The following is a 22,228-nucleotide window of genomic DNA, read 5'->3' as shown; positions in this document are numbered from 1 at the left end:
GTGAACGAAGTGGCCGGAGTGTGAACCGCTCCTTCCCCGCCACCAGGTTTTCCCCGACCTGCCGCCACGCCGCGCCCACCCCCCACCGTGAACGTTCACTGAGGAGTCCCCCATGCTCCACACCGAAGCCGACCTGGAACAGGCGCTGCACACCGGCCCGTTCCACCTGGCGCTGCGCGCCGCACTGTCCGTACGAGGCCTGCCGCTCCAGCGCGTCCAGCACCATCTCGCCGGGCGCGGCATCAAGGTCGGTGTGACCAGCCTGAGTTACTGGCAGCAGGGCGCGCGCCGGCCTCAGCGCCCCGAGTCGCTGCGCGCGGTGCGCGGGCTCGAAGAGGTGCTCGGGCTGCCCGCGCACTCCCTGCTGCGCCTGCTCGACGACGCCGCCGCGAGCGAGGTGGACCGGCCCGCGGGGCGTTCCTACCGTTCGCTGGTCGAGGCGTCGGGGATCGTGGAACAGCTCATCGCCGGGCTCGAATCACCGGTGGACGGCGGGCTGCACACCGTCGGCCACCACGAGCGGGTCCGCATCGGCGCGGCCCGGGAACTGCGCGGCCGCGCCTCGCAGCACGTCGTACGCGCCCACCGCGACGGCGTCGACCGCTATCTGGCCGTCCACCGTGGGGACGCCGGTTGCGATCCGGCCCGGGTCGAGGTCCGCGCGGGCGAGAACTGCCGCACCGGTCGCGTCCGCTGGGACGCGCCCAGCGGGGTCCTGGTCGCCGAGCTGCTCTTCGACACGCGGCTGCGGGCCGGCGAGACGTTCCTGTTCGGATACGGCTTCGAGGACGGCACGGGCGGCCCGAGCCGGGAGTACATGCGCGGCTTCACCTTCGCGGGCGGCCAGTACGTCCTGCAGGTGCGGTTCGACGAGCGGGCGCTGCCGGCCCGTTGCCGCCGCTTCTCCCAGAGCTCCACGGGTGCCACCCGCTCGGGCCGCGGCGACCTCACGCTCAGCGGGCGGCACCGGTCGGTACACCTGGTGGAGCAGGGCATTCGCCCCGGGATCCTCGGGGTGGACTGGGACTGGGAGTGAGCCCCGCACCCCCGGGCCCGGTGTCCAGGGCCTGTGCGGCGGATCTTGTCGGCACGCGGGGGGGCTGGCACGCCCACCACCACCGAAAACGCACCCGGAACCAAGGCCAACCCGACCCGCCGGACAGGCCCTAGGCGTCGGGCCCGGCGATCAGCTGGCCGCCCTTGAGCTTCACCGGGACCGAGGGCAGCGGCACGGTGGCGGGGCCCTGGACGGGCTTGCCGGTCATCACGTTGAAGCGGCTGCCGTGGCAGGGGCAGTTCGCGTGGCCGTCCTCGATCTTCTCCAGGAGGCAGCCGGCGTGCGTGCACTGCGCGCTGAACGCCTTGTACTCGCCCTTCGCCGGGCAGCACACCATGACGCGCTGCTCGCGGTAGAGCTTCGCGCCGCCGACCGGCACCTCGTCGGGCGAGCCGAGCGGCTCGGGCGCGGTCGGGGTGGGGGTCTCGGCGTGGCCGAGCTTGGACTCGGTGGAGCAGGCGGCTACACCCACCCCCGCGGCCCCGGCGAGGGCGGCGCCTTTCAGCACGGTGCGACGGGCGGCGGGCTGGCCGGTCATGGGCTGTCTCCACTGATCACTGGTCTTGTCCTGGCCGGCCCTCCGCGCGACCCGCCCGGTCCCCTGCCCGGCCGTCGCGCAACCGACCCGGGTTGCGCATCGACCATACCGGCGCAGAACGCCTGGCCTTCACCGGGGCTGCCCACACCGGCCCGCGATGGGTCTGCGGGCTCGGAATGGGTTACGTTCTGGGCCGTGATCGTCGTTGCCGGAGAGTCCCTCATCGACCTGGTGCCGCAGCACCCCGAAGACCCCCTGGGCCCGCTGTGGCCACGGCCGGGCGGCGGGCCCTACAACACCGCGGTGGCCCTGGGGCGGCTCGGCTCGGGGGCGGCCTTCTGCTCCCGGGTGTCCACGGACGGGTTCGGCGAGGCGCTCCTGGGCGGGCTGGCCGCGGCCGGGGTGGACACGTCCCTGGTGCAGCGCGGCCCGGAGCCGACGACGCTCGCCGTGGCGGCGCTGGGCCCCGACGGTTCGGCGGGGTACGGCTTCCACGCGGACGGCACCGCGGACCGCCTCTTCGAGCTCCCTCCCCAACTTCCGCCCCGCGCAACGGCGTTGGCCCTCGGCACATGTTCCCTCATCCTCGAACCGGGCGCGACCGCCTACGAAGCTCTGCTGCGCAGGGAGTCGGTGCGGGGCCTGCTCACGCTGCTCGACCCCAACATCCGCCCGGCCCTGATCCCGGACCCCGATGCCTACCGCGCCCGCTTTCGGAGCTGGCTGCCGTACGTGTCCCTCCTGAAGCTCTCCGAGGAGGACGCGGCGTGGCTCGGCGGCACGGTCGAGGAGTGGCTGAGGGAGGGTCCGCGGGCGGTGGTCATGACGCGCGGCGCGGCGGGCCTGTCGGTCCACACCGCGCGGGGCGCCGAGCACGTGGTGCCGGCGGAGCGGGTGGAGGTGGCGGACACGATCGGCGCGGGCGACACGGTGAACGCGGCGCTGCTGCACCACGTCCGTACGCGGTCCGCCCTGGACGCGGCGGACTGGCCGTACGTCCTGCGGTACGCGGCGAAGGCGGCGGCGCTGACCTGTACGAAGGAGGGAGCCCAGCCCCCCACGTCCGAAGAGCTGGCCTCCGTCTCCTGACCACCCGCGTGCGCAGCTCCCCGCGCCCCTGACTGCTCGGCTCCGGGCGGTGTGGGCGTTTTTGGCCTGTCATGGGGGTCCCTCTGGCCCTTAAGGCCTTGGGGGAGGTCGGGGACGAGCGTCGTTCGGGCGTGGACGGGGGCGCAGGGGGACGGAGCCCCGGAGGGCGGCTTGCCCGCCCCCTCCCGCCCCCGGAGGGTTTGGGGAAGGGGCGGGGAGGGGCGGACCTCAGGCCTTGCGAGCCCGTACCGCCTTCTTCGCCGGCGCCGCCTTCTTCGCGGGGGCAGCCTTGGCCGCGGCACCCTTGGCCGCGGCACCCTTGGCCGCAGAGACCGCCTTCCGCGGCTTCCGCACCGGCGACGGCCCCGCGTCACTGATCCGGTCCGCCCCCAGAATGTCCCGCAGGAACTTACCGGTGTGGCTGGCCGGCACCGAGGCGACCTCCTCGGGCGTGCCCTCGGCGATGACGAGGCCTCCCCCGTTGCCGCCCTCGGGGCCCATGTCGATGACCCAGTCCGCCGTCTTGACGACATCCAGGTTGTGCTCGATGACGATCACCGTGTTGCCCTTGTCGACAAGACCGGACAGCACCTTGATCAGCTTGGAGATGTCCTCGAAGTGGAGCCCTGTGGTGGGCTCGTCGAGGACGTACACCGTACGGCCCGTGGAGCGCTTCTGCAGCTCGGAAGCCAGCTTCACGCGCTGGGCCTCACCGCCCGACAGCGTCGGCGCGGACTGCCCGAGGCGGACGTAGCCGAGCCCGACCTCGTTGAGCGTGCGCAGGTGGCGCGCGATGGTCGGAACGGCCTCGAAGAACTCCAGGCCCTCCTCGATCGGCATGTCCAGGACCTCGGCGATGGACTTGCCCTTGTAGTGGACTTCCAGGGTCTCCCGGTTGTAGCGCGCCCCGTGGCAGACCTCGCACGGCACGTACACGTCCGGCAGGAAGTTCATCTCGATCTTGATGGTGCCGTCGCCCGAGCAGTTCTCGCAGCGGCCGCCCTTGACGTTGAAGGAGAACCGGCCGGGCAGATACCCGCGGACCTTGGCCTCCATCGTCTCGGCGAACAGCTTGCGGACGTGGTCGAAGACGCCCGTGTACGTCGCCGGGTTGGACCGCGGGGTGCGGCCGATCGGCGACTGGTCGACGTGCACGACCTTGTCGACGAGGTCGTCACCGGCGACCCGGGTGTGCCGGCCGGGCACGCTGCGCGCCCCGTTCAGTTCCCGGGCCAGGTGCGTGTAGAGGATGTCGTTGACCAGCGTCGACTTGCCGGAACCCGAGACGCCGGTGACGGCGGTCAGGACGCCCAGCGGGAACGACACGTCGATGTCGCGGAGGTTGTTCTCCTTCGCGCCGTGCACCGTGAGCCGGCGCTTGGGGTCCGAAGGGCGCCGCACGTCGGGCAGCGGAATCGACTTCTTGCCCGCCAGGTACTGGCCGGTCATCGACTCCTTGTTGCTGAGGAGTTGCTTCAGCGGGCCGCTGTGGACGACCTTTCCGCCGTGCTCACCCGCGCCGGGGCCGATGTCGACGACCCAGTCGGCCACCTTGATGGTGTCCTCGTCGTGCTCGACGACGATCAGGGTGTTGCCCATGTCGCGCAGGCGCACGAGCGTCTCGATGAGGCGGTGGTTGTCGCGCTGGTGCAGACCGATCGACGGCTCGTCCAGGACGTACAGGACGCCGACCAGGCCGGAGCCGATCTGGGTGGCGAGCCGGATGCGCTGGGCCTCGCCGCCGGAGAGGGTGCCGGCCGCGCGGTTGAGCGAGAGGTAGTCCAGGCCGACGTCGACCAGGAACTTCAGCCGCTCGTTGACCTCCTTGAGAACTCGCTCGGCGATCTTCTTGTCGCGGGCGTTGAGCCGCAGCCGGGCCAGGAAGTCGGCGCAGTCGCTGATCGACATCGCGGCGACCTCGGCGATGGACTTCTCCATCACCGTGACCGCGAGCACCAGGGGCTTGAGGCGGGTGCCCTCACAGGTGGGGCAGGGCACCTCGCGCATGTAGCCCTCGAAGCGCTCGCGGGCGCCGTCGCTCTCCGCCTCGGAGTGGCGCCGCTTGACGAACGGGACGGCGCCTTCGAAGGCGGTGGTGTACGCCCGCTCGCGGCCGTACCGGTTGCGGTAGCGGACCTCGATCTGGGTCTTGTGCCCGGACAGGAGCGCCTTCCTGGCGCGCTGCGGCAGACCGGCCCAGGGGATGTCGGTGCGGAAGCCCAGCTCGCCGGCGAGCGCGCCGACCAGGCGGGCGAAGTAGTCCTTGGTGTGGCCGTGGGACCACGGGTGGATGGCGCCCTCGTCGAGCGACTTGTCCTCGTCCGGCACGATCAGGTCGGGGTCGACCTCCATGCGGGTGCCGATGCCGGTGCAGTCGGGGCAGGCGCCGAACGGCGAGTTGAAGGAGAAGGAGCGCGGCTCCAGCTCCTCGAAGGAGAGGTCGTCGTACGGGCAGTACAGGTGCTCCGAGTACATCCGCTCGCGCTCGGGGTCGTCGGCCGCCAGGTCGACGAAGTCGAGCACGACCATGCCGCCGGAGAGGCCGAGCGCGGTCTCCACCGAGTCGGTGAGGCGGCGCTTGGCGCCGTCCTTCACGGTGAGGCGGTCGATGACCACCTCGATGGTGTGCTTCTCCTGCTTCTTCAGCTTGGGCGGCTCGGCGAGCTGGATGGTCTCGCCGTCGACCCGGGCCCGGCTGTATCCCTTGGTCTGGAGGTCGGCGAACAGGTCGACGAACTCGCCCTTGCGCTCGCGGACCAGCGGCGAGAGCACCTGGAAGCGGCTGCCCTCGGGCAGTTCGAGCACCTTGTCGACGATGGCCTGCGGCGACTGGCGGGAGATCGGCCGGTGGCACTGGGGGCAGTGCGGCTTGCCGATGCGCGCGAAGAGCAGACGCAGGTAGTCGTAGACCTCGGTGATGGTGCCGACCGTCGAGCGCGGGTTGCGCGAGGTCGACTTCTGGTCGATGGAGACGGCGGGCGAGAGACCTTCGATGAAGTCGACGTCCGGCTTGTCCATCTGGCCCAGGAACTGGCGGGCGTACGAGGAGAGCGACTCGACGTACCGCCGCTGGCCCTCGGCGAAGATCGTGTCGAAGGCGAGCGAGGACTTGCCCGACCCGGACAGACCCGTGAAGACGATGAGGGAGTCGCGCGGCAGGTCGAGCGAGACGTTCTTGAGGTTGTGCTCGCGCGCGCCACGGACGATGAGACGGTCGGCCACGCCGGTCCGCACCTTTCTTGGGGGGAGGGAGCTGCAGGAGCCCCCATCCAGGGTAGGGGGGCCGCCACGGTGATGTCGTTGATTCTTGGATGAACCCGGACAGGGTCCGCCGGGTTCCTCAACGGTTCTGAGCGGGAACCCATTCCCGAGCGTATAGCACGTGCATTCGATTTACGGCCTCGTCCAGCCACCTTCACCCGGACGAGTGGCGGGGCTATCGTCGGCGTCATGATTGATCACGCGCGCGACCTGGCCTCTGTACGCGAAGCCACCGACCGGCTGCTCACCGCAGCCGCCGCCCTGGACAACGCCTCCGCCGCCGAGCCGTCACGGCTGCCGGGCTGGAGCCGAGGCCATGTGCTGGCCCACGTCGCACGCAATGCGGACGCGCTCGTCAATGTGCTCGCGGGGCGGCCCATGTATGCGAGCGCCGAGACCCGGGACGCGGACATCGACCGCGACGCGCCCCGCCCGCTGGAGGTCCAGCTCGCGGACGTACGCGACAGCGCGGCCGGCTTCCAGGCGGAGGGTGAGCGTCCCGCCGACTGGTCCCGCACCGTCGAGTTGCGCAACGGCGTGACGGACGCCGCGGCCCGCGTGCCGTTCCGCCGGCTCGTCGAGGTCGAGCTGCACCACGTGGACCTCGGGATCGGCTATGAACTCGAAGACCTCCCCGAGGACTTCGTGCGCCGCGAGACCGACTTCCTCACCGATCGCTTCGCCGGGCACAAGGACCTCCCGTCGATCGGCCTCAGCGACGACAAGGGGCGGACGTGGACCACCGGAGGCGGCGCCGAGGGCGATCCCGTCCAGGTCAGCGGCCGCGCCGCCGATCTCGTCGGCTGGCTCGCGGGACGGCGCGACGGCGCGGCCCTCAAGGCGTCCGGCGGAACGCTGCCCGCCCTGCCCCCGCTGTGACCCCGGCGCTAGGCTGAGCCCATGACGTACAGCGGAGCGGTGAAGGCCGGCGGTCCCGCCGATGTGCACGAGTTGACCGACCTGATGATCTCCAAGGTGCAGGTCGGATCCATGGGAAACAACGCCTACCTGCTGCGCTGCCGCGCCACCGGCGAGCAGCTGCTCATCGACGCGGCCGCGGCGCCCGGGACGCTGCTCACGCTGATCGGTGACGACGGCATCGCGTCCGTCGTCACCACGCACCGCCACGGCGACCACTGGCAGGCGCTCGCCGAGGTCGTCGCCGCGACCGGCGCGCGCACCTACGCGGGCCGTCATGACGCCGAGGGCATCCCGGTGGCGACCGACGTGCTCGTCGAGGACGGCGACACGATCGCCGTGGGCCGTGTCCAGCTGACCGCGCGCCACCTCGTCGGCCACACGCCGGGCTCGATCGCCCTGGTCTACGACGACCCGCACGGGCACCCCCATGTGTTCACCGGCGACTGCCTTTTCCCCGGCGGTGTGGGCAACACCTGGAAGGACCCCGAGGCGTTCGCCAGCCTCATCCGCGATGTCGAGACCAAGCTCTTCGACACCCTGCCGGACGAAACCTGGGTCTATCCCGGCCACGGCAACGACACCACGCTCGGTGACGAGCGCCCGCACCTGCCGGAATGGCACGCACGGGGCTGGTAGCCGCCCGCCGGCGGCACGCGCCGCCGGCCCCACCGGGGGAACCGGTCCGTTCGCCGCGCCGAAGAAGTCCATGCCCCGATCGTGGCACCCGCCACTGACAATCGGGTCCGTGCGCGGGGTCCGCCCCGTTTCCGGGCCCACGGCGCGCGCGGCACCCACCCCGCCGCCGAGCCTCCACCCCGCCCCCTGCGCTTCCGCGCGCCCCCGTAACGCTTGATCACCGCGGGTAGTTGGCGCGGCATGCGCACCAGCACCACACCTGCCCCCGGTCCCCCGTCGATGGTCCGCCTCGCGGCCGCCTCGCTCGCGGGCACCGCCATCGAGTTCTACGACTTCTTCGTGTACGGGACCGCGGCCGCACTCGTTCTCGGCCCGCTCTTCTTCCCGACCTTCTCCGCGCTCGCGGGAACCCTGGCCGCCTTCGGCACCTTCGGGGCCGGCTTCCTCGCCCGCCCCCTGGGCTCCGTCGTCTTCGGACACATCGGCGACCGCTACGGGCGCCGCCCGGTCATGTTCGCCTCACTCGCCCTGACCGGGCTCGCCACGGTGGCGGTCGGCTGTGTGCCCTCGTACGCGACGCTCGGCATCGCGGCGCCCGTCCTGCTCCTCGTGCTGCGCTTCCTCCAGGGGCTGGGGCTCGGCGGCGAATGGGGCGGCGCGGTACTGCTCACCGCCGAGCACGCGCCCGCCCACCGGCGCGGGCTGTGGACGAGCTTTCCGCAGATCGGGCCGTCCGTCGGCTTCCTGCTCGCCAACGGCGTCGTCCTCGCCCTGTCCTCGGCCCTGAGCGACGCCCAGTTCCACGCCTGGGGGTGGCGGGTCCCGTTCTGGGGCGCGGGGCTGCTCGCGCTGACCGGGCTGCTGCTGCGGACCTCCCTCGCGGAGACGCCGCACTTCCGCGAGATGGGCGAACCGGTCAGGCTGCCGCTGCTCGAAGTGGCGCGTGGACACGGCCGGTTGGTCCTGCTGACCGCGGGTGCGCTCGCGGTCGGATACGCCGTCTTCTACGCGGTCTCCACCTGGTCCCTCGCGTACGCGACGGAGCGCCTCGGGGTGGACCGCACGGTGATGCTGGCCTGCATCATGGCGGCCGTCGCGATCATGGGCGCGCTGACCCCGCTCGCGGCGCTGCTGGGCGACCGCTACGGAAGGCGGCCGCTGTGCCTCGTGGGGTGCGCGGCGACAGTGGTCTGGATGTTCCCGATGGTGGCCCTGCTCGGGACCGCCGAGCCGCTGTGGATGTTCGTGGGGTTCCTCGGCGCGATGCTGGCGTTCATCTCGATGTTCGCGGTGATCGCCGCGTACCTGCCGGAACTGTACGAGCCGAGGGTGCGTTGCACGGGCGCCGCGGTCGGCTACAACCTGGGTGGGGTGCTCGGCGGCGCGCTGACCCCGATCGTGGCGACCGCGCTGTCACGCGGTGACAGCCCGCCGTGGGGCGTCGCCGCGTATCTGACCGGGCTCGGGCTGCTGAGTCTGGGCTGTTTCGCGCTGCTGCCCGAGACGGGCCCGCACGCGGTGATGCGGCCGGCGCCCGGGACGGAATCGGAGACGGCCCCCGCGTAGGGGGCCCTCTCGTCGTGCCGCCACGGCCCCTAGGGCCTGGGGTCTTGGGCCCATGGGTACCCCGGGGCCCTTCAGGCTTCGGGGCCCTTCCGGCTTTGGGTCAGGCGCCGATGCTGTCCTTCTCCGGCGCCTCGGCCGCCCCCTGCTTCTTGGCGGCGACGAAGCTGGTGATGGTGGTGATGACCAGCACGCCGCAGATGACACCGAGGGAGACCGGGATGGAGATCTCCGGGACGTGCACCCCGTTCTCGTGCAGGGCGTGCAGCACCAGTTTCACGCCGATGAAGCCGAGGATCACCGAGAGGCCGTAGCTGAGGTGGACCAGCTTCTTGAGCAGTCCGCCGATCAGGAAGTACAGCTGGCGCAGGCCCATCAGCGCGAAGGCGTTGGCGGTGAAGACGATGTACGGGTCCTGGGTGAGGCCGAAGATCGCCGGGATCGAGTCCATCGCGAAGAGCACGTCGGTGGTGCCGATGGCGAGCATGACGACCATCAGCGGCGTCATGATCTTCTTGCCGTTCTTCGCCACGAACAGCTTGGTGCCGTGGTACTTGTCGGCGACGCCGAACTTCTTCTCGACGGACTTCAGGAGGCGGTTCTCCTCGAACTCCTCCTCCTCGTCGCCGGAGCGCGCCTCCTGGATGAGCTTCCAGGCGGTGTAGATCAGGAACGCGCCGAAGATGTAGAAGACCCACGAGAAGTTGGCGATGACCGCCGCGCCGGCCGCGATGAAGATGGCGCGCAGCACGAGGGCGATCAACACGCCGAAGAGCAGCACCCGTTGCTGCAGGTGCGAGGGCACCGAGAACTTCGCCATGATCAGGATGAAGACGAAGAGGTTGTCGACGGAGAGCGACTTCTCGGTGATGAATCCGGCGAAGAACTCACCCGACGCCTGACTGCTGCCGAAGAGCAGCAGACCCACGCCGAAGAGCGCGGCCAGCACGATCCAGACCACGGTCCAGATGCCGGCTTCCTTGACCGATACGTCGTGGGGCTTGCGCCCGATGAAGAAGTCGGCCGCGATCAGGGCGCACAGACCAAGAATGGTCAGCACCCACAAAGTCATTGAAACGTCCACTGCGCCTCCGGCGTCGTACGGCTACTGATCAGCGTCGTCGCTGCCGGAGGTCTCTTCCACCCGGGCGCCTTCCCTCGCACCGCGGGCCGGCGCCCCGGGACCCGTCCCGTGGGTCCGTATTGACGGGAACGCCGCAGTCGGGAGTACTCCCCTCCGCTGGGAGGAAGCCTACCCGAATAACCAAGAGAAGGTAAAGAGATGGGTAAAGAAGAACCAAAAGGCCAGGTGGAGGCGGTTCCTCGCTCATTCTTTCGGCCCAGCCCGAGCCGCCTCAACCCGACGGACGAGGCCGGCTGGGGACAGGCCGCGCGCTAGCGGGGCCAGGCCGCGCGGGCCTCGCCGACCCGGTCGAGCACCTGCTCCAGGACCCGGCTGCCCGACGGCGCCAGCGGCGGCTCGTACGTCCAGGCGTGCCCCACCCACGGGTCGGCGAGGTGGTCTTCGGGGATGGGCGTCAGCCGCAGCAGCGAGCGCCACAACGGGTGCAGCACCGGCCCGTACTCGCTCGCGTCCTCGCGGTCGGCGACCATCAGGAGGTGGACGCCCACCGAGGGGCCCTCGTCGGCCAGGTAGCGCAGCTGGTTCAGGGCGCGGTCGTCGAAGCCGTGCGGAAAGTCGTTGACGATCAGGAGCTGCTCGGCGGTGTCCATGTCGGGCGGCAGGGCGTCGGCGCCCGCTCCGCCCCGGGCCGCCATCTGTACGAGGTCCACCCGCTCGGTGAGCCGCGCCAGCACCTCGGACACGCCCGCGGCGCCCGCGGCGGGCGGCGCGGCCAGCACCCCGGACCGCGTGAGCGGGGCGAGCCGACTCGCGGCCGAGCCCGCGGGATCGATGACATGGACGGCGAACTCATGGGCAGGGTAGACCGCAAGGAGCCGGGCCGCGATCGCCACGGCCGTGTCCACGGCGAGGCCCTTGATCTGCGCGGCATCCATGAACGCGGCCGCCTCGGAGCCGACGCGGCCCGCGTCGATCCACAGGCCCCGTTCCAACGGCAGCCTGACCAGCATCGGGATGCGCAGCTCCGGCCGCTCGGGCAGCCGGACGTCACCGATCCGCAGCGCCATGGGAATCTCCATCGGCACCCGGTAGGCATGCCAGACCGGGTTGTCCCAGCGGGCGTACGCGGGCGGCAGCGCGGGCTCGACGACCTCGGACTCGGCGGTCAGCTGAGCGAGGTCGCGGTCGAGCACCTCCTTGGCCCGTGCGACGAGGTCCTCCCGCTTGGCGTGGGCCTCTTCCCGTGCCTGGTTTCCGGCGGAGCCCAGGCGGCCGCACGGGTCGGACAGGGCCCGGTCCAGCTCCTGCTCCCTGCGCGAGTCCGCGAAGTCGACGGCGCTTCGGAAGGCCGCGACGGCGCGGGCCAGGTCCTCGAACATGCCCCACACCTGGTTGTAGAGCCGCTCGTCCATGGACCAGCCGGCGGCGTCGCCCGCGACCGGACGGGCCGGCTCACCCGGGGCGGCCGCCGGCGCGGCGGAGGGCACCGACGATGGCGGTGGCGGTGGGGTGGTCCGGCGGCGCGGATGCGCATAGCTGATGGGACCGCCGTCGGCGACTCCCTGTTGGGGCGGCACGGCAACGGACGGCTGAGCAACTGACGGCTGGGCGCCGGGTGGCTCGACGTCGGTCCGCGCGGGCCCAGCGCCGGGCGCCGCCCCGGACGCGCGAACGCGGGCGTCGTCGCTCGTACGCGGCGACGGCGCCGCCACGGAGCGGGAGACACCGACCGCGATGGCCTCCTGGACGGCGGTGGCCAGCCGCCCGGCCTCGGGCAGGCCGTGGTCGGCCAGCAGGTCCGCGAGGCCTCCCGCGTACCCCTGGCCGACGGCGCGGATCTTCCATGCGCCTTGGCGGCGGTAGAGCTCCAGGGCCACGACCGCGGACTCCTCGCCGAGGCCCGTGATCGTGTAACTCGCGATCTCCGCGCCGTCGAGGCCGGTGACGGCGACGAAGGGCGCGGCGACGGCGGCGAAACGGCTGGGGCCCGGCGTCCCGAGCGGCAGCGCGAGGAGCACGCCGACCCGGTGCACTCCCTCGCCCAGGGCCTCCAGGTCCACGGCCAAGCGGTGCTCGGCGGCGGCCTGCCGGGAGACCTCGACGCCGGGCAGGGCCGGCGAGCCGGGGTGGGCGACCCGCTCGACGCCGTGCACCCTGCCCTGCTCGTCGCCGAGCGTGGCGCCCGCCACGATCGGGGTGCCGGCCGACACCCGGATTTCCAGTCGGGTCTGGGGCAGGGGGTGGTTCTGTCCCCGTACCAGCTCGGCCGTCATCGCCTCTGTCCCCTCGTCGAGTTGATGGTCGTGCGTGCGCGGTTGTCAGTTGTCCGCTGTCAGCCGTCGATTGTCAGTCGCCGGCTGTCAGCTGTCGGCTGGCAGCTGACGGCTGGCAGACTTCGGCTGTCAGTCGTCGGCTGGCAGACTTCGCTGTCAGTGGCCGACCACTGGTCCCCAACTACCCTTCTCCAACTGTCAGTTACGGACCGTCAGTTGCGGACGGCGATGCATCGGTGGTTGTGATGCAGCTCCCGGCGGCGTCGTGCCTCCGGGAGCTGCGGTGTTTCGTACTACTGCGGTGTCCGTACTGCGGTGCGATCAGAGGTGGGGCAGGATCGCCGGCATCAGGTCCTGGAAGGTGCGTCCGTTGGCCGGGTTGCCGATGGCCGTCATCTGCCAGCCGGCGCCCGCGCGGTGCACCTTGGCCATGATCTGCGCGGTGTACTGGCCGCCGCCGTCCAGCGTGTAGCGGGCCAGCTCCTGGCCGTTCGTCTCGTCGACCAGACGGCAGAAGGCGTTCTGCACCTCCTGGAACGTCTGGCCGGTGAACGAGTTCACCGTGAAGACGATCTGGTCGATGTGGACCGGCACGCGCGCGAGGTCGACCAGGATCGACTCGTCGTCACCGCCCTGGCCCGCACCGCCCACCAGGTTGTCACCGGTGTGCCGGACCGAGCCGTCGTCGCTGACGAGGTGACGGAAGAAGACCACGTCCACGGGCTGCTTGTCGGCGAAGAGCACCGCCGAGGCGTCCAGGTCGATCTCCTGCGTCCGCTTGCCGAACAGACCTCGGCGCGGGGCCGCCTGCCAGCCGAGCCCCATGCGCACCGCGGTCAGGGTGCCGCCACCCTGCTTCTCCAGGCTGATGGCCTGACCCTTGGACAGATTGACCGTCACGCGCTGTCCCCTCTCCCCATGTGTCGTTCTTGATGTGCCTTGACATGCTTTGCGTTGTTGTACGTTCTCGCGCCCGACCCTACGCAGTGACGCGCCCCACGCCACTACGCGGGGGCCTTTTGTGGCGGTGTTGCAACACACCGCGCACGCAAGGGCCCCGCCCCCGCGCCCCGCCCGTCAGGCGAGACCCGCCTCCCTCATCTGACGGAGTTCCTTCTTCAGTTCGCCGACCTCGTCGCGCAGCCGGGCCGCCACCTCGAACTGCAGGTCCGCGGCCGCGGCCCGCATCCGGTCGGTCATCTCCTCGATGATTCCCGCCAGTTCGGCCGCCGGCCGGTCGGTGAGCTCCTTCTTGGCGCCCTTGGCCGTCTTCGCCGCCTTGCCTCCGAGTGCGGGGACCGGCGCTTTGGCGGCCTTCCCCTCCTTGCCCTGGCGGTATCCGGTGCCGAGCAGCTGCTCGGTGTCGACCTCTTCGCGCGCGATGGTCGCGACGATGTCGTTGATCTTCTTCCGCAGCGGCTGCGGATCGATGCCCCTCTCCGTGTTGTACGCGATCTGCTTCTCGCGGCGCCGGTTGGTCTCCTCGATGGCCTTCTCCATCGCCGGGGTGACGCGGTCGGCGTACATGTGGACCTGGCCGGAGACGTTGCGTGCCGCACGGCCGATGGTCTGGATCAGAGAGGTGCCCGAACGGAGGAAGCCCTCCTTGTCGGCATCGAGGATCGCCACCAGGGAGACCTCGGGCAGGTCGAGGCCCTCACGGAGCAGGTTGATGCCGACCAGGACGTCGTACTCGCCGGCCCGCAGTTCGCGCAGGAGCTCGATGCGGCGCAGCGTGTCGACGTCGCTGTGCAAGTAGCGCACCTGGATGCCCAGTTCGAGGAAGTAGTCGGTGAGGTCCTCGGCCATCTTCTTGGTCAGGGTGGTGACCAGGATGCGCTCGTCCTTCTCGGTGCGCTGCCGGATCTCGTGCACCAGGTCGTCGATCTGCCCCTCGGTGGGCTTGACCACGACCTCCGGGTCGACCAGGCCGGTCGGGCGGATGATCTGCTCCACGAAGCCGTCGCCGCGGGACAGTTCGTACTTGCCGGGGGTGGCCGACAGGTAGACGGTCTGGCCGATGCGGCCCAGGAACTCCTCCCACTTCAGCGGCCGGTTGTCCAGCGCGGAGGGCAGCCGGAAACCGTGGTCGACGAGGGTGCGCTTGCGGGAGGCGTCGCCCTCGTACATCGCGCCGATCTGCGGCACCGTCACGTGCGACTCGTCCAGGACCAGCAGGAAGTCCTCGGGGAAGTAGTCGATCAGGGTGTTGGGCGCGGTGCCGGGGTCGCGGCCGTCGAAGTGCATCGAATAGTTCTCGACGCCCGAGCAGCTGCCGATCTGGCGGAGCATCTCCAGGTCGTACGTGGTGCGCATGCGCAGCCGCTGCGCCTCCAGGAGCTTGCCCTGCTTCTCCAGCTCCGCCAGGCGCTGCTCCAGCTCCTTCTCGATGCCGTTGACGGCCTTCTCCATGCGCTCCGGGCCGGCCACGTAGTGGCTCGCCGGGAAGACGTACAGCGACTGGTCCTCGCTGATGATCTCGCCGGTGATCGGGTGCAGGGTGGAGAGGGCCTCGATCTCGTCCCCGAACATCTCGATGCGGACGGCCAGTTCCTCGTACACCGGGAAGATCTCGATGGTGTCGCCGCGCACCCGGAAGGTGCCGCGGGCGAACGCCACGTCGTTGCGGGTGTACTGGATGTCGACGAAGCGGCGCAGCAGCTGGTCGCGGTCGATTTCGTCGCCGACCTTCAGCTGCACCATGCGGTCGACGTACTCCTGCGGGGTGCCCAGGCCGTAGATGCAGGAGACGGAGGCGACCACGATCACGTCACGGCGGGTCAGCAGGGAGTTGGTCGCGGAGTGGCGCAGCCGCTCGACCTCCTCGTTGATCGAGGAGTCCTTCTCGATGTAGGTGTCCGACTGCGGGACGTACGCCTCGGGCTGGTAGTAGTCGTAGTACGACACGAAGTACTCGACGGCGTTGTTGGGCAGCAGCTCACGGAACTCGTTCGCCAGCTGGGCGGCCAGCGTTTTGTTCGGCGCCATGACGAGGGTGGGGCGCTGGAGCTTCTCGATCATCCAGGCAGTCGTCGCCGACTTTCCGGTGCCGGTGGCGCCGAGCAGGACGACGTCCTTCTCACCTGCGCGGATGCGCTTCTCCAGCTCGGCGATGGCCGCCGGCTGGTCACCGCTGGGCTGGTAGGGACTGACGACCTCGAAGGGCGCCACCGTACGTTCGATCTTGGAAACGGGCCGCATGCAACCACCGTACGACCCGCCACTGACAACCGCGGTCCGATCGGGTTCCCGTCACCAGTCGTGCGGCGACGCGGAGCCTTCGCGCGGTGGCTCGGACGCCGCCCAGCTGGTGCGTTCCGGGAAGGACGGGCGGTGCCTGGGGGTGGGGATCTGGCGCGGCGGGCGCTTTTGCCAGTCCGGCTTGCCCATGACCACGAGGGGGTCGAACATCACGACCACGCCGGCCAGGACCAGGAAGGCGACGGGTCCGATCAGCATGGGTGCGAGCAGGGCGGCGGGCGACTCACCGCCGCTGGACGTTCCGGTGGCGCCGCCGTGGAGCTGGACGCTGAGTGCGGCCATGCCGGTGTAGTGCATGCCGCTGACCGCGACGCCCATGACGAGGCTGGCCACCAGGCTCGCCATGAACCCGTGCACGGAGACGGCCGCCCAGAGGGCGGCCGTGGCGGCCACCACGGCGATCACCACGGAGATGCTGACGACGAAGGTGTTGTACTCGAACTCTCCGTTCATCTTGATCCCGGCCATGCCCAGGTAGTGCATGGTGGCGACGCCGAGCCCGGTGATGGTGCCGCCGGTGACCAGGGCCATGGGGGTGGCGCCCCGGTAGCCGACGATGAAGATGCCGATGCCGACCATGACGATCGCCACGACGAGGCTGGCGAAGGTGATGCCGCGGTCGTAGCCCAGCGGCACCGCGTGGACGCTGAAGCCCATCATCGCGATGAAGTGCATGGTCCAGATGCCCGAGCCTATGGACGTGGCGCCGAGCGCGAGCCAGGCGGCCTTGAAGGAGCGCCCGCTCAGCACGGACCGTGCGGTGCAGCGCAGCCCGAGCGCTCCGCCTAGACAGGCCATGATGAACGCCGCCACCGGCGTCACCAGGCCATAGCTGAATCCGTCGACCGTCCCGTGCATACGCGTGTGCCCTTCACCCCGTACCGACTGAAGAGGCCCTACTCCTGTTGCGGCCCTGGTTCGGGGCGACATTAGGGCTCGCCGCGCGACAGGCAAACATTTTCCGGGCAATTTATCGACTCCGGGCGCTCGGGGCGTTCCCCTCTGGGGGGATCTGTTCGCTTTGGCACCGCCTTCGTGGCTTCCCTGGCGGACGGGGCGCTGGTGTCAGCGGACGGGCTGTGCCGTCGGCGGGCGGGGTTTCGGTGCCGGCGGGCGGGGCCGCGTTGTCAGTGGGCGGTCGTACCGTGGTCGGCATGGACAGCGATGCGCAGTTCGTCGAGTGGACCGTGGTCGGCAGTGACATCGGTCCGCTGCTCCTGGCCGCGACGGGCCAGGGTCTGGTGAACGTGGTGTTCCATGCCGACGAAGCGGTACGGGCCCGTGCCGTGCGGGCCCTGGCCGCCCGGTTCGGCACGGAGCCCGCCCCGGCCGTGCCCGGCCGCGCGGGCCCTCTGGAGGAGCCCATACGCCAGATCGGGGCGTACTTCGACGGCCGGCTGCGCGAATTCACGCTGCCGCTCGACTGGTCGCTCGCGTCCGGATTCAATCGGCAGGTGTTGCGCGAGCTCGCGGCCGGGGTGCCGTACGGCACGGTGGTGGGCTACGGCGATCTGGCAGGCCGGGTCGGCCAGCCCGGGGCGGCGCAGGCGGTGGGCGCGGCCATGGGGGCGAACCCGCTGCCCGTGGTGGTGCCCTGTCACCGCGTGGTGGAGAGCGGCGGCGGCCTGGGCGGGTTCGGCGGCGGCCTGGAGACCAAGCGACAGCTGCTCGCGCTCGAAGGGGTGCTGCCGCAGCCTCTGTTCTGAGAGGCGCCTCTGTCCCGAGCGGCGCCTCTGTTCCGAGCGGCGTCACTGGTCTGGGCGCTGCCCCCGCCCCTGCCCCCCGCCCCCGGCCTCCAGCGCAGGGGCCTACGAGCTGATCTGGTAGACCTTGCGGAGCGTCTCGTGCACGGTCCAGGTGGTGCGGTCGCCTTCACGCAGCACGCAGGCGTCGCCGGGCCCGAGCTCAAGGGTGGCGCCTCCGGCCACCTCGACGGTGGCGCGCCCGCTGACCACCACGAAGAGTTCGTCGGCCTCGGTATCGGTGACCACGCCCGGAGTGATCTGCCAGATGCCCCGGATCTGCTTGCCGTCCGGCGACTCCCACAGCACCTTCCCCGTCACCTCGGGGCTGCCGGAGACGATCTGGGCCGGATCGAGCGGCTCGGGTTCCAGTGCGGCGTCGGACACGCGCACGGCGAAGGATGCGGGGCCCTGGGGGTTGTGGCCTGCGGGGGCGGTGGCGTCGTCCATGGTGCTCATGGCCGCTCAATCTAGCCGCGCCCGGCCGGGGCTTCGAGCGACACCGCGACCCGCTCCGGGCGCCCCGGCGCGACACACTGTCGAGCGGCCTCCGGTCGGCCCCGCCGGACACGCCGGACGCGTTTATCCGCCCTCCGGGCGCGCCAGGGATGGGACATGTCCTGTGACGACGTACGTGACGCGCGCGAGATCACCGATGTCACCGAGATCTCGAAGGAAGTACGGACCGCCCTGGAAGAGGGCCGCCCCGTGGTGGCCCTGGAGTCGACGATCATCTCGCACGGCCTCCCCCGGCCATGCAATCTGCGGGTCGCCCAGGAGCTGGAGCAGCTGGTTCGGGCCGGGGGTGCCGTTCCCGCGACGATCGCCGTGCTCGACGGGCGTCCCCGGGTGGGCCTGGACAAGGGGCAGTTGGAGCGCGTGGCCCATGACGAGCTGCGCAAGCTCGGCCACCGTGATCTGCCGATGGCGCTGGCGACGGGGGTCAGCGGGGCGACGACGGTGTCGGCCACCGCGTTCCTGGCCGAGCGGGCGGGGCTGCGCGTCTTCGCCACGGGCGGCCTCGGCGGCGTACACCGCGAGTGGGACCGCACTCAGGACGAGTCGGCGGATCTTCGGCTGCTCGCGACGACGCCGATCGCGGTGGTGTGCGCGGGCGTGAAGTCGATCCTCGACGTGCCGGCCACGCTCCAGCGCCTGGAGACGCTCGGGGTCCCGGTCGTCGGATACGGCACCGACCGCTTCCCCGGGTTCTACCTGTCGAGTTCGGGCGAGCCCGTCGACTGGACGGTGCGGACGCCTCGGGAGGCGGCGGACGTCCTGCGGGCCCATCGCTCGCTCGCGCTCGGCTCGGCGGTCATCGTGGCCAATCCGGTGCCGGAGGCGGAGCAGCTCGATCCCCGGCTGCACGACGAGGTGCTCGCCTCGGGTCTCGCCGCCTGCCGCGCCCAAGGGATCACGGGGCAGGCGGTCACTCCCTTCCTGTTGGCCCATCTCGTCGAGCACACGCAGGGCGCGTCCCTGGAGGCCAATGTGGCGGCCGTACGCGGCAACGTGCGGCTCGCGGCGGAGATCGCGGCAGCGCTGTGAGCGGAGCGGGTGGTGCCGAGGCGGGCCGTGGCCGTGCCGCGGGCGGGCTCCTGGTGGTCGGGGACGTCGTGACCGACGTGGTCGCCCGGTACCGCGGACCGCTCAGTACCGCCAGCGACACCGCGGCCGACATTGTTACGGTGGCGGGCGGCGCGGGCGCCAACGCGGCGTGCTGGGCGGTTCATTCGGGCTTACCGGACGTACGGCTGCTCGCCCGGGTCGGCCGGGACGCCGCCGCTTGGCACGATCTGCGGTTGCGTCGCGCGGGTGTGCGCCCCTTGCTGGTCCAGGACGCCGACACGCCGACGGCGACCGTGATCTCCCTGGTCGACGCCGCCACGGCGGAGCGGACCTTCCTCACGGACAGTGGCGCGGTGCATCATCTGGGCCCCGCCGACTGGTCCCCCGCCCTCCTCGACGGCGTCGCCCACCTCCATCTGTCGGGCTATCTCCTGTTCGCCGACCGGAGCCGCCAACTCGCTCTGCTGGCGCGGGATTCGGCCAGGGGCGCCGGCGTCAGCGTGAGCGTCGACCCGGCGTCGTCGGGCTTCCTCGCCGATCTCGGCGTCGAACGGTTCCTTGCCGCGGCCGAGGGCGCGGACGTCCTGCTGCCCAACGCGCAGGAGGCGACGTACCTGACGGGCCTGCCCGAACCCGCCGACGCGGCGGCCAAGTTGAGCAGGCTGTTCCCCTTGGTGGCGGTAACGCTCGGTTCGGCCGGCGCGCTGGTGGCCGCGGCCGGGGAGGTCGTCGCGAGGGTGCCGGCGCCGAGGGCGCGGGCCCTGGACTCCACGGGTGCCGGCGACGCCTTCACCGGCGGTTTTCTCGCCGCCCGTCTGCTGGGGGCGTCCCCGGTGCGGGCCGCGGAGGCGGGGTGCCGGGCCGGGGCGCTGGCGGTGGGCGCGGTGGGAGGGCGGCCGCTGTCGAGGGAGTAAGGGAGTAGAGGACGGCGGCCCTTACTGGCGCCCCGTCCACTGGCCCCCGTCCACTGGGCCCCGTCTGCTGTTCACCCGTCTACTGTTCCCCCTTCGCCTCCCAGGCCGGATGGCGAGGGTCGTCCACCCGCACCACGACATCGGCCACGTCCGTCGGCCGCACCTCGGACTCGTAGCGTTCGAGAGCGGTGAGCGTCCAGCGGGCGTCCTCCTCCGTTCTGCGGCGCAGCGCGTGGGGCGCGAGGCGCAGGTGCACGGTGAGGTCGAGGGGGAACCAGCGGCCAAGGAGCATCGGGCCGTGCACGATCAGCACCCCGCCCTCCGGGAGGACTTGGTAGGGGCTCCGGGTTGCCCGGTCGGTCACCGGGTCCCACAGGTCGGACAGCACCCGTCCGGTGCCGCCGGGGTCCAGCGGCCCGAAGACCTCCCGCCACAGCGCGCCGGTGTCGAACCAGCCGTCGTAGTACGTGTCCGGGTCCTGATGTCCGTATTCGTAGCGGAGCGACGCGGGTCGCAGGAAGCCCTCGGTGGAGACGTCGAGCACCGACCTGCCGCCCAGCCGGAGCGACTGCGCGAGGCGTTGCGCGAGCTCTCCGGTGCGGGCCGCGGGGGCCCCGTCGATGCCGACGCGCAGCCAGGAGCCGCCATCGGCGGGCTTCAGACGCATGGCCCGCTCGGCGAGGGCGTCGGTCAGCCGTTCCCAGGTGATCGCTTCGAATCGCACGCTTCCATCATGCGTGGTCGGGGTGGGTGCGGGTGCGCGGCCTGGAGTGCGCCGCGGTGTCGGCGCCCCAAGGGGACGTGCGGGAGCGGCCGTTGGCGACTGGAAGCCACGATTCGTGCGGCGGCCGCGTGATCGGTAGGGTGCCAGGTCACGACCGCACCCAGTTCGATCCATGGGCCGGTCAGGGCTCTGCCGCGGTTGTGGCACCTCCACGACTTCCGTGCCGATCTCTGCCTCAGCCCGGCCCCGGTACGACCGGGGCGGTCTCCACGGCGGGGCAGTCGGGCCCCTGCCGACGGGTCAGGAGGAACGAGTGGCACGGATCATCGCCGAGGTCTCGCGGACGTTCAACGAATTTCTTCTGCTGCCCAATCGCACACGGGCAGGCTGTTCGCCCTCGACGGTGGGGCTGAGCACGCCGCTGGTCCGGCACGTCGTGGGTGAGCGGCCGGCCATCGAGCTGCATGTGCCGTTCACGTCCGCGATCATGCAGGCCGTCAGCACGCCGGAACTCGCGATCGCCCTCGCCCGCAACGGCGGTCTCAGCTTCCTGCACCACAACCGTCCGATCCAGGATCACGTCGCGGCGGTCTGCCAGGTCAAGAACGCCAAGGCCACAGCGGTGGACGGCGCCGGGCGTCCGCGGGTCGGCGCGGGCGTCAACACCCACGACTACCGAGAGCGCGTGCCGGCGCTCGCCGAGGCGGGCGTGGACGCGTTGTGCTTCGACTCCTCCGACGGCTACAGCGACTGGCAGGCGGAGGCTCTGGCCTGGGTGAAGAAGCACTATCCCGAGATCGCGGCGGGCGGCGGCAATGTGGTCGACGGCGAGGCGTTCACCTTCCTCGCCGAGGCGGGGGCGGACTTCGTCAAGGTCGGTGTGGGCGGCGGCTCCATCTGCATCACCCGCGACCAGAAGGGGATCGGCCGCGGTCAGGCGAGCGCGGTGCTGGATGTCGCGGCGGCGCGGGACGCCTTTCGCGAGCGGACCGGCGAGTACGTGCCGATCTGTTCCGACGGCGGCCTCGTCCACGACTACCACGTGGCGCTGGCCCTGGCGATGGGGGCGGACTTCGTCATGATGGGGCGCTACTTCGCACGCTTCGACCAGGCGGCCGGCGCGAAACTCCCCACGCGGGACGGCTTCGTGAAGGAGTACTGGGGGGAGGGCTCGAACCGCGCCCGTAACTGGCGGCGCTACGGGCAGGGCGGTCAGGGGCTCCTCTTCGAGGAGGGCGTGGACGGTTACGTTCCCTACGCGGGCGACCTCGACGAAGGGCTCGCCCTGACCATCGCCAAGCTCAAGACCACGATGGTCTCCTGCGGTTCCACGACGCTGGCGGAGTTCCGCTCATCGGCCCGCCTGACGCTCGTTTCCGACCAGAGTTTCCAGGAGAGCCACGCCAACGTCACGCTGCGGGACACCGCGTCGACGGCCGTCTGAACGGAGTACTGGGCGGAGCGCGTGGTCACCTGCGTCAACTTGGCCTGTTCCAGAGGCGGTTGAGCGGGGAATCAGGAAGGGAAAGGGAGGGAGCCGGCGAGGCCGGACAGAGAAGAGAAGGTCCCGGGGGCGGACGCGGGCAAGGAGGCTGC

The 22,228-nt window shown here is 71.1% G+C and carries 18 protein-coding genes; 9 read left to right on the top strand and 9 right to left on the bottom strand.

Translation table 11 applies throughout. The features are described from left to right. Window positions 1-112: 112 nt before the first annotated feature. Window positions 113-1,036 (top strand): hypothetical protein, encoded by a 924-nt coding sequence (locus OG432_RS26945; RefSeq protein WP_328313552.1) that lies wholly within the window; start codon window positions 113-115, stop codon window positions 1,034-1,036. 130 nt (window positions 1,037-1,166) lie between these two features. Here the strand turns inward: OG432_RS26945 and OG432_RS26940 are convergent, their stop codons facing one another. Then, the gene (locus OG432_RS26940; RefSeq protein WP_328313551.1) at window positions 1,167-1,595 is read right to left on the bottom strand and encodes a Rieske (2Fe-2S) protein; all 429 of its coding nucleotides are present in this window, start codon (window positions 1,593-1,595) and stop codon (window positions 1,167-1,169) included. A 195-nt stretch (window positions 1,596-1,790) separates the two neighbouring features. Here OG432_RS26940 and OG432_RS26935 point away from each other — a divergent pair, with 195 nt between their 5' ends. Then, entirely contained in the window at window positions 1,791-2,684 is an 894-nt protein-coding gene (locus tag OG432_RS26935) for a carbohydrate kinase family protein (protein ID WP_328313550.1), read from the top strand. 228 nt (window positions 2,685-2,912) lie between these two features. On the opposite strand, the gene uvrA is transcribed toward OG432_RS26935, so the two are convergent. Further along, window positions 2,913-5,906 carry an excinuclease ABC subunit UvrA gene (gene uvrA / locus OG432_RS26930; RefSeq protein WP_328313549.1) on the bottom strand — a complete coding sequence of 998 codons (2,994 nt, stop codon included), beginning with the start codon at window positions 5,904-5,906 and terminating at the stop codon, window positions 2,913-2,915. Window positions 5,907-6,134: 228 nt separating this feature from the next. On the opposite strand from uvrA, the gene OG432_RS26925 reads away from it, so the two are divergent. From OG432_RS26925 to OG432_RS26915, 3 genes are all read left to right on the top strand, one after another. Next, window positions 6,135-6,824, top strand: coding sequence for a maleylpyruvate isomerase family mycothiol-dependent enzyme (locus tag OG432_RS26925; RefSeq protein ID WP_328313548.1), 690 nt, complete (start codon window positions 6,135-6,137; stop codon window positions 6,822-6,824). Window positions 6,825-6,845: 21 nt separating this feature from the next. After that, the gene (locus OG432_RS26920) at window positions 6,846-7,502 is read left to right on the top strand and encodes an MBL fold metallo-hydrolase (protein WP_328313547.1); all 657 of its coding nucleotides are present in this window, start codon (window positions 6,846-6,848) and stop codon (window positions 7,500-7,502) included. 279 nt (window positions 7,503-7,781) lie between these two features. Beyond that, a complete protein-coding gene (locus OG432_RS26915; RefSeq protein WP_328315253.1) occupies window positions 7,782-9,068 on the top strand; it encodes an MFS transporter in 1,287 nt (428 codons plus the stop codon). Between the two features lie 100 nt (window positions 9,069-9,168). Here the strand turns inward: OG432_RS26915 and OG432_RS26910 are convergent, their stop codons facing one another. The 5 genes from OG432_RS26910 to OG432_RS26890 all read right to left on the bottom strand — a co-directional run bounded on the left by OG432_RS26910 (window position 9,169) and on the right by OG432_RS26890 (window position 16,541). Further along, window positions 9,169-10,149, bottom strand: coding sequence for a TerC family protein (locus OG432_RS26910; protein ID WP_328313546.1), 981 nt, complete (start codon window positions 10,147-10,149; stop codon window positions 9,169-9,171). Window positions 10,150-10,460: 311 nt separating this feature from the next. After that, complete coding sequence (locus OG432_RS26905; RefSeq protein ID WP_328313545.1) at window positions 10,461-12,422, bottom strand: TerD family protein; 1,962 nt, start codon at window positions 12,420-12,422, stop codon at window positions 10,461-10,463. A 321-nt stretch (window positions 12,423-12,743) separates the two neighbouring features. Beyond that, the gene (locus tag OG432_RS26900; RefSeq protein WP_328313544.1) at window positions 12,744-13,322 is read right to left on the bottom strand and encodes a TerD family protein; all 579 of its coding nucleotides are present in this window, start codon (window positions 13,320-13,322) and stop codon (window positions 12,744-12,746) included. A gap of 177 nt (window positions 13,323-13,499) precedes the next feature. Beyond that, window positions 13,500-15,623 carry an excinuclease ABC subunit UvrB gene (gene uvrB, locus OG432_RS26895; RefSeq protein ID WP_328313543.1) on the bottom strand — a complete coding sequence of 708 codons (2,124 nt, stop codon included), beginning with the start codon at window positions 15,621-15,623 and terminating at the stop codon, window positions 13,500-13,502. 51 nt (window positions 15,624-15,674) lie between these two features. Next, entirely contained in the window at window positions 15,675-16,541 is an 867-nt protein-coding gene (locus tag OG432_RS26890; protein WP_328313542.1) for an MHYT domain-containing protein, read from the bottom strand. 296 nt (window positions 16,542-16,837) lie between these two features. Between OG432_RS26890 and OG432_RS26885 the strand changes: the two genes are divergently transcribed. Next, window positions 16,838-17,389 (top strand): methylated-DNA--[protein]-cysteine S-methyltransferase, encoded by a 552-nt coding sequence (locus OG432_RS26885; RefSeq protein ID WP_328313541.1) that lies wholly within the window; start codon window positions 16,838-16,840, stop codon window positions 17,387-17,389. A 102-nt stretch (window positions 17,390-17,491) separates the two neighbouring features. Here OG432_RS26885 and OG432_RS26880 read toward each other — a convergent pair whose 3' ends face one another. Further along, entirely contained in the window at window positions 17,492-17,875 is a 384-nt protein-coding gene (locus tag OG432_RS26880; RefSeq protein ID WP_443058611.1) for a cupin domain-containing protein, read from the bottom strand. Between the two features lie 165 nt (window positions 17,876-18,040). Between OG432_RS26880 and OG432_RS26875 the strand changes: the two genes are divergently transcribed. Together OG432_RS26875 and OG432_RS26870 are read left to right on the top strand one after the other, a co-directional pair. Next, entirely contained in the window at window positions 18,041-18,973 is a 933-nt protein-coding gene (locus tag OG432_RS26875) for a pseudouridine-5'-phosphate glycosidase (RefSeq protein WP_328313539.1), read from the top strand. Then, window positions 18,970-19,908, top strand: coding sequence for a carbohydrate kinase family protein (locus tag OG432_RS26870; protein WP_328313538.1), 939 nt, complete (start codon window positions 18,970-18,972; stop codon window positions 19,906-19,908). The genes OG432_RS26875 and OG432_RS26870 overlap by 4 nt, the downstream gene beginning before the upstream one ends. Before the next feature lie 79 nt (window positions 19,909-19,987). Here OG432_RS26870 and OG432_RS26865 read toward each other — a convergent pair whose 3' ends face one another. Then, window positions 19,988-20,632, bottom strand: coding sequence for a uridine kinase (locus OG432_RS26865; RefSeq protein ID WP_328313537.1), 645 nt, complete (start codon window positions 20,630-20,632; stop codon window positions 19,988-19,990). A 313-nt stretch (window positions 20,633-20,945) separates the two neighbouring features. On the opposite strand from OG432_RS26865, the gene OG432_RS26860 reads away from it, so the two are divergent. After that, the gene (locus tag OG432_RS26860; RefSeq protein WP_328313536.1) at window positions 20,946-22,076 is read left to right on the top strand and encodes an IMP dehydrogenase; all 1,131 of its coding nucleotides are present in this window, start codon (window positions 20,946-20,948) and stop codon (window positions 22,074-22,076) included. Window positions 22,077-22,228: the final 152 nt, after the last annotated feature.

It is taken from the genome of Streptomyces sp. NBC_00442 (genome assembly GCF_036014195.1).
Classification (GTDB): Bacteria; Actinomycetota; Actinomycetes; order Streptomycetales; family Streptomycetaceae; genus Streptomyces.
The sequence above is the reverse complement of the archived record's forward strand: the minus strand, read 5'-3'. Positions and strand labels throughout refer to the sequence as shown.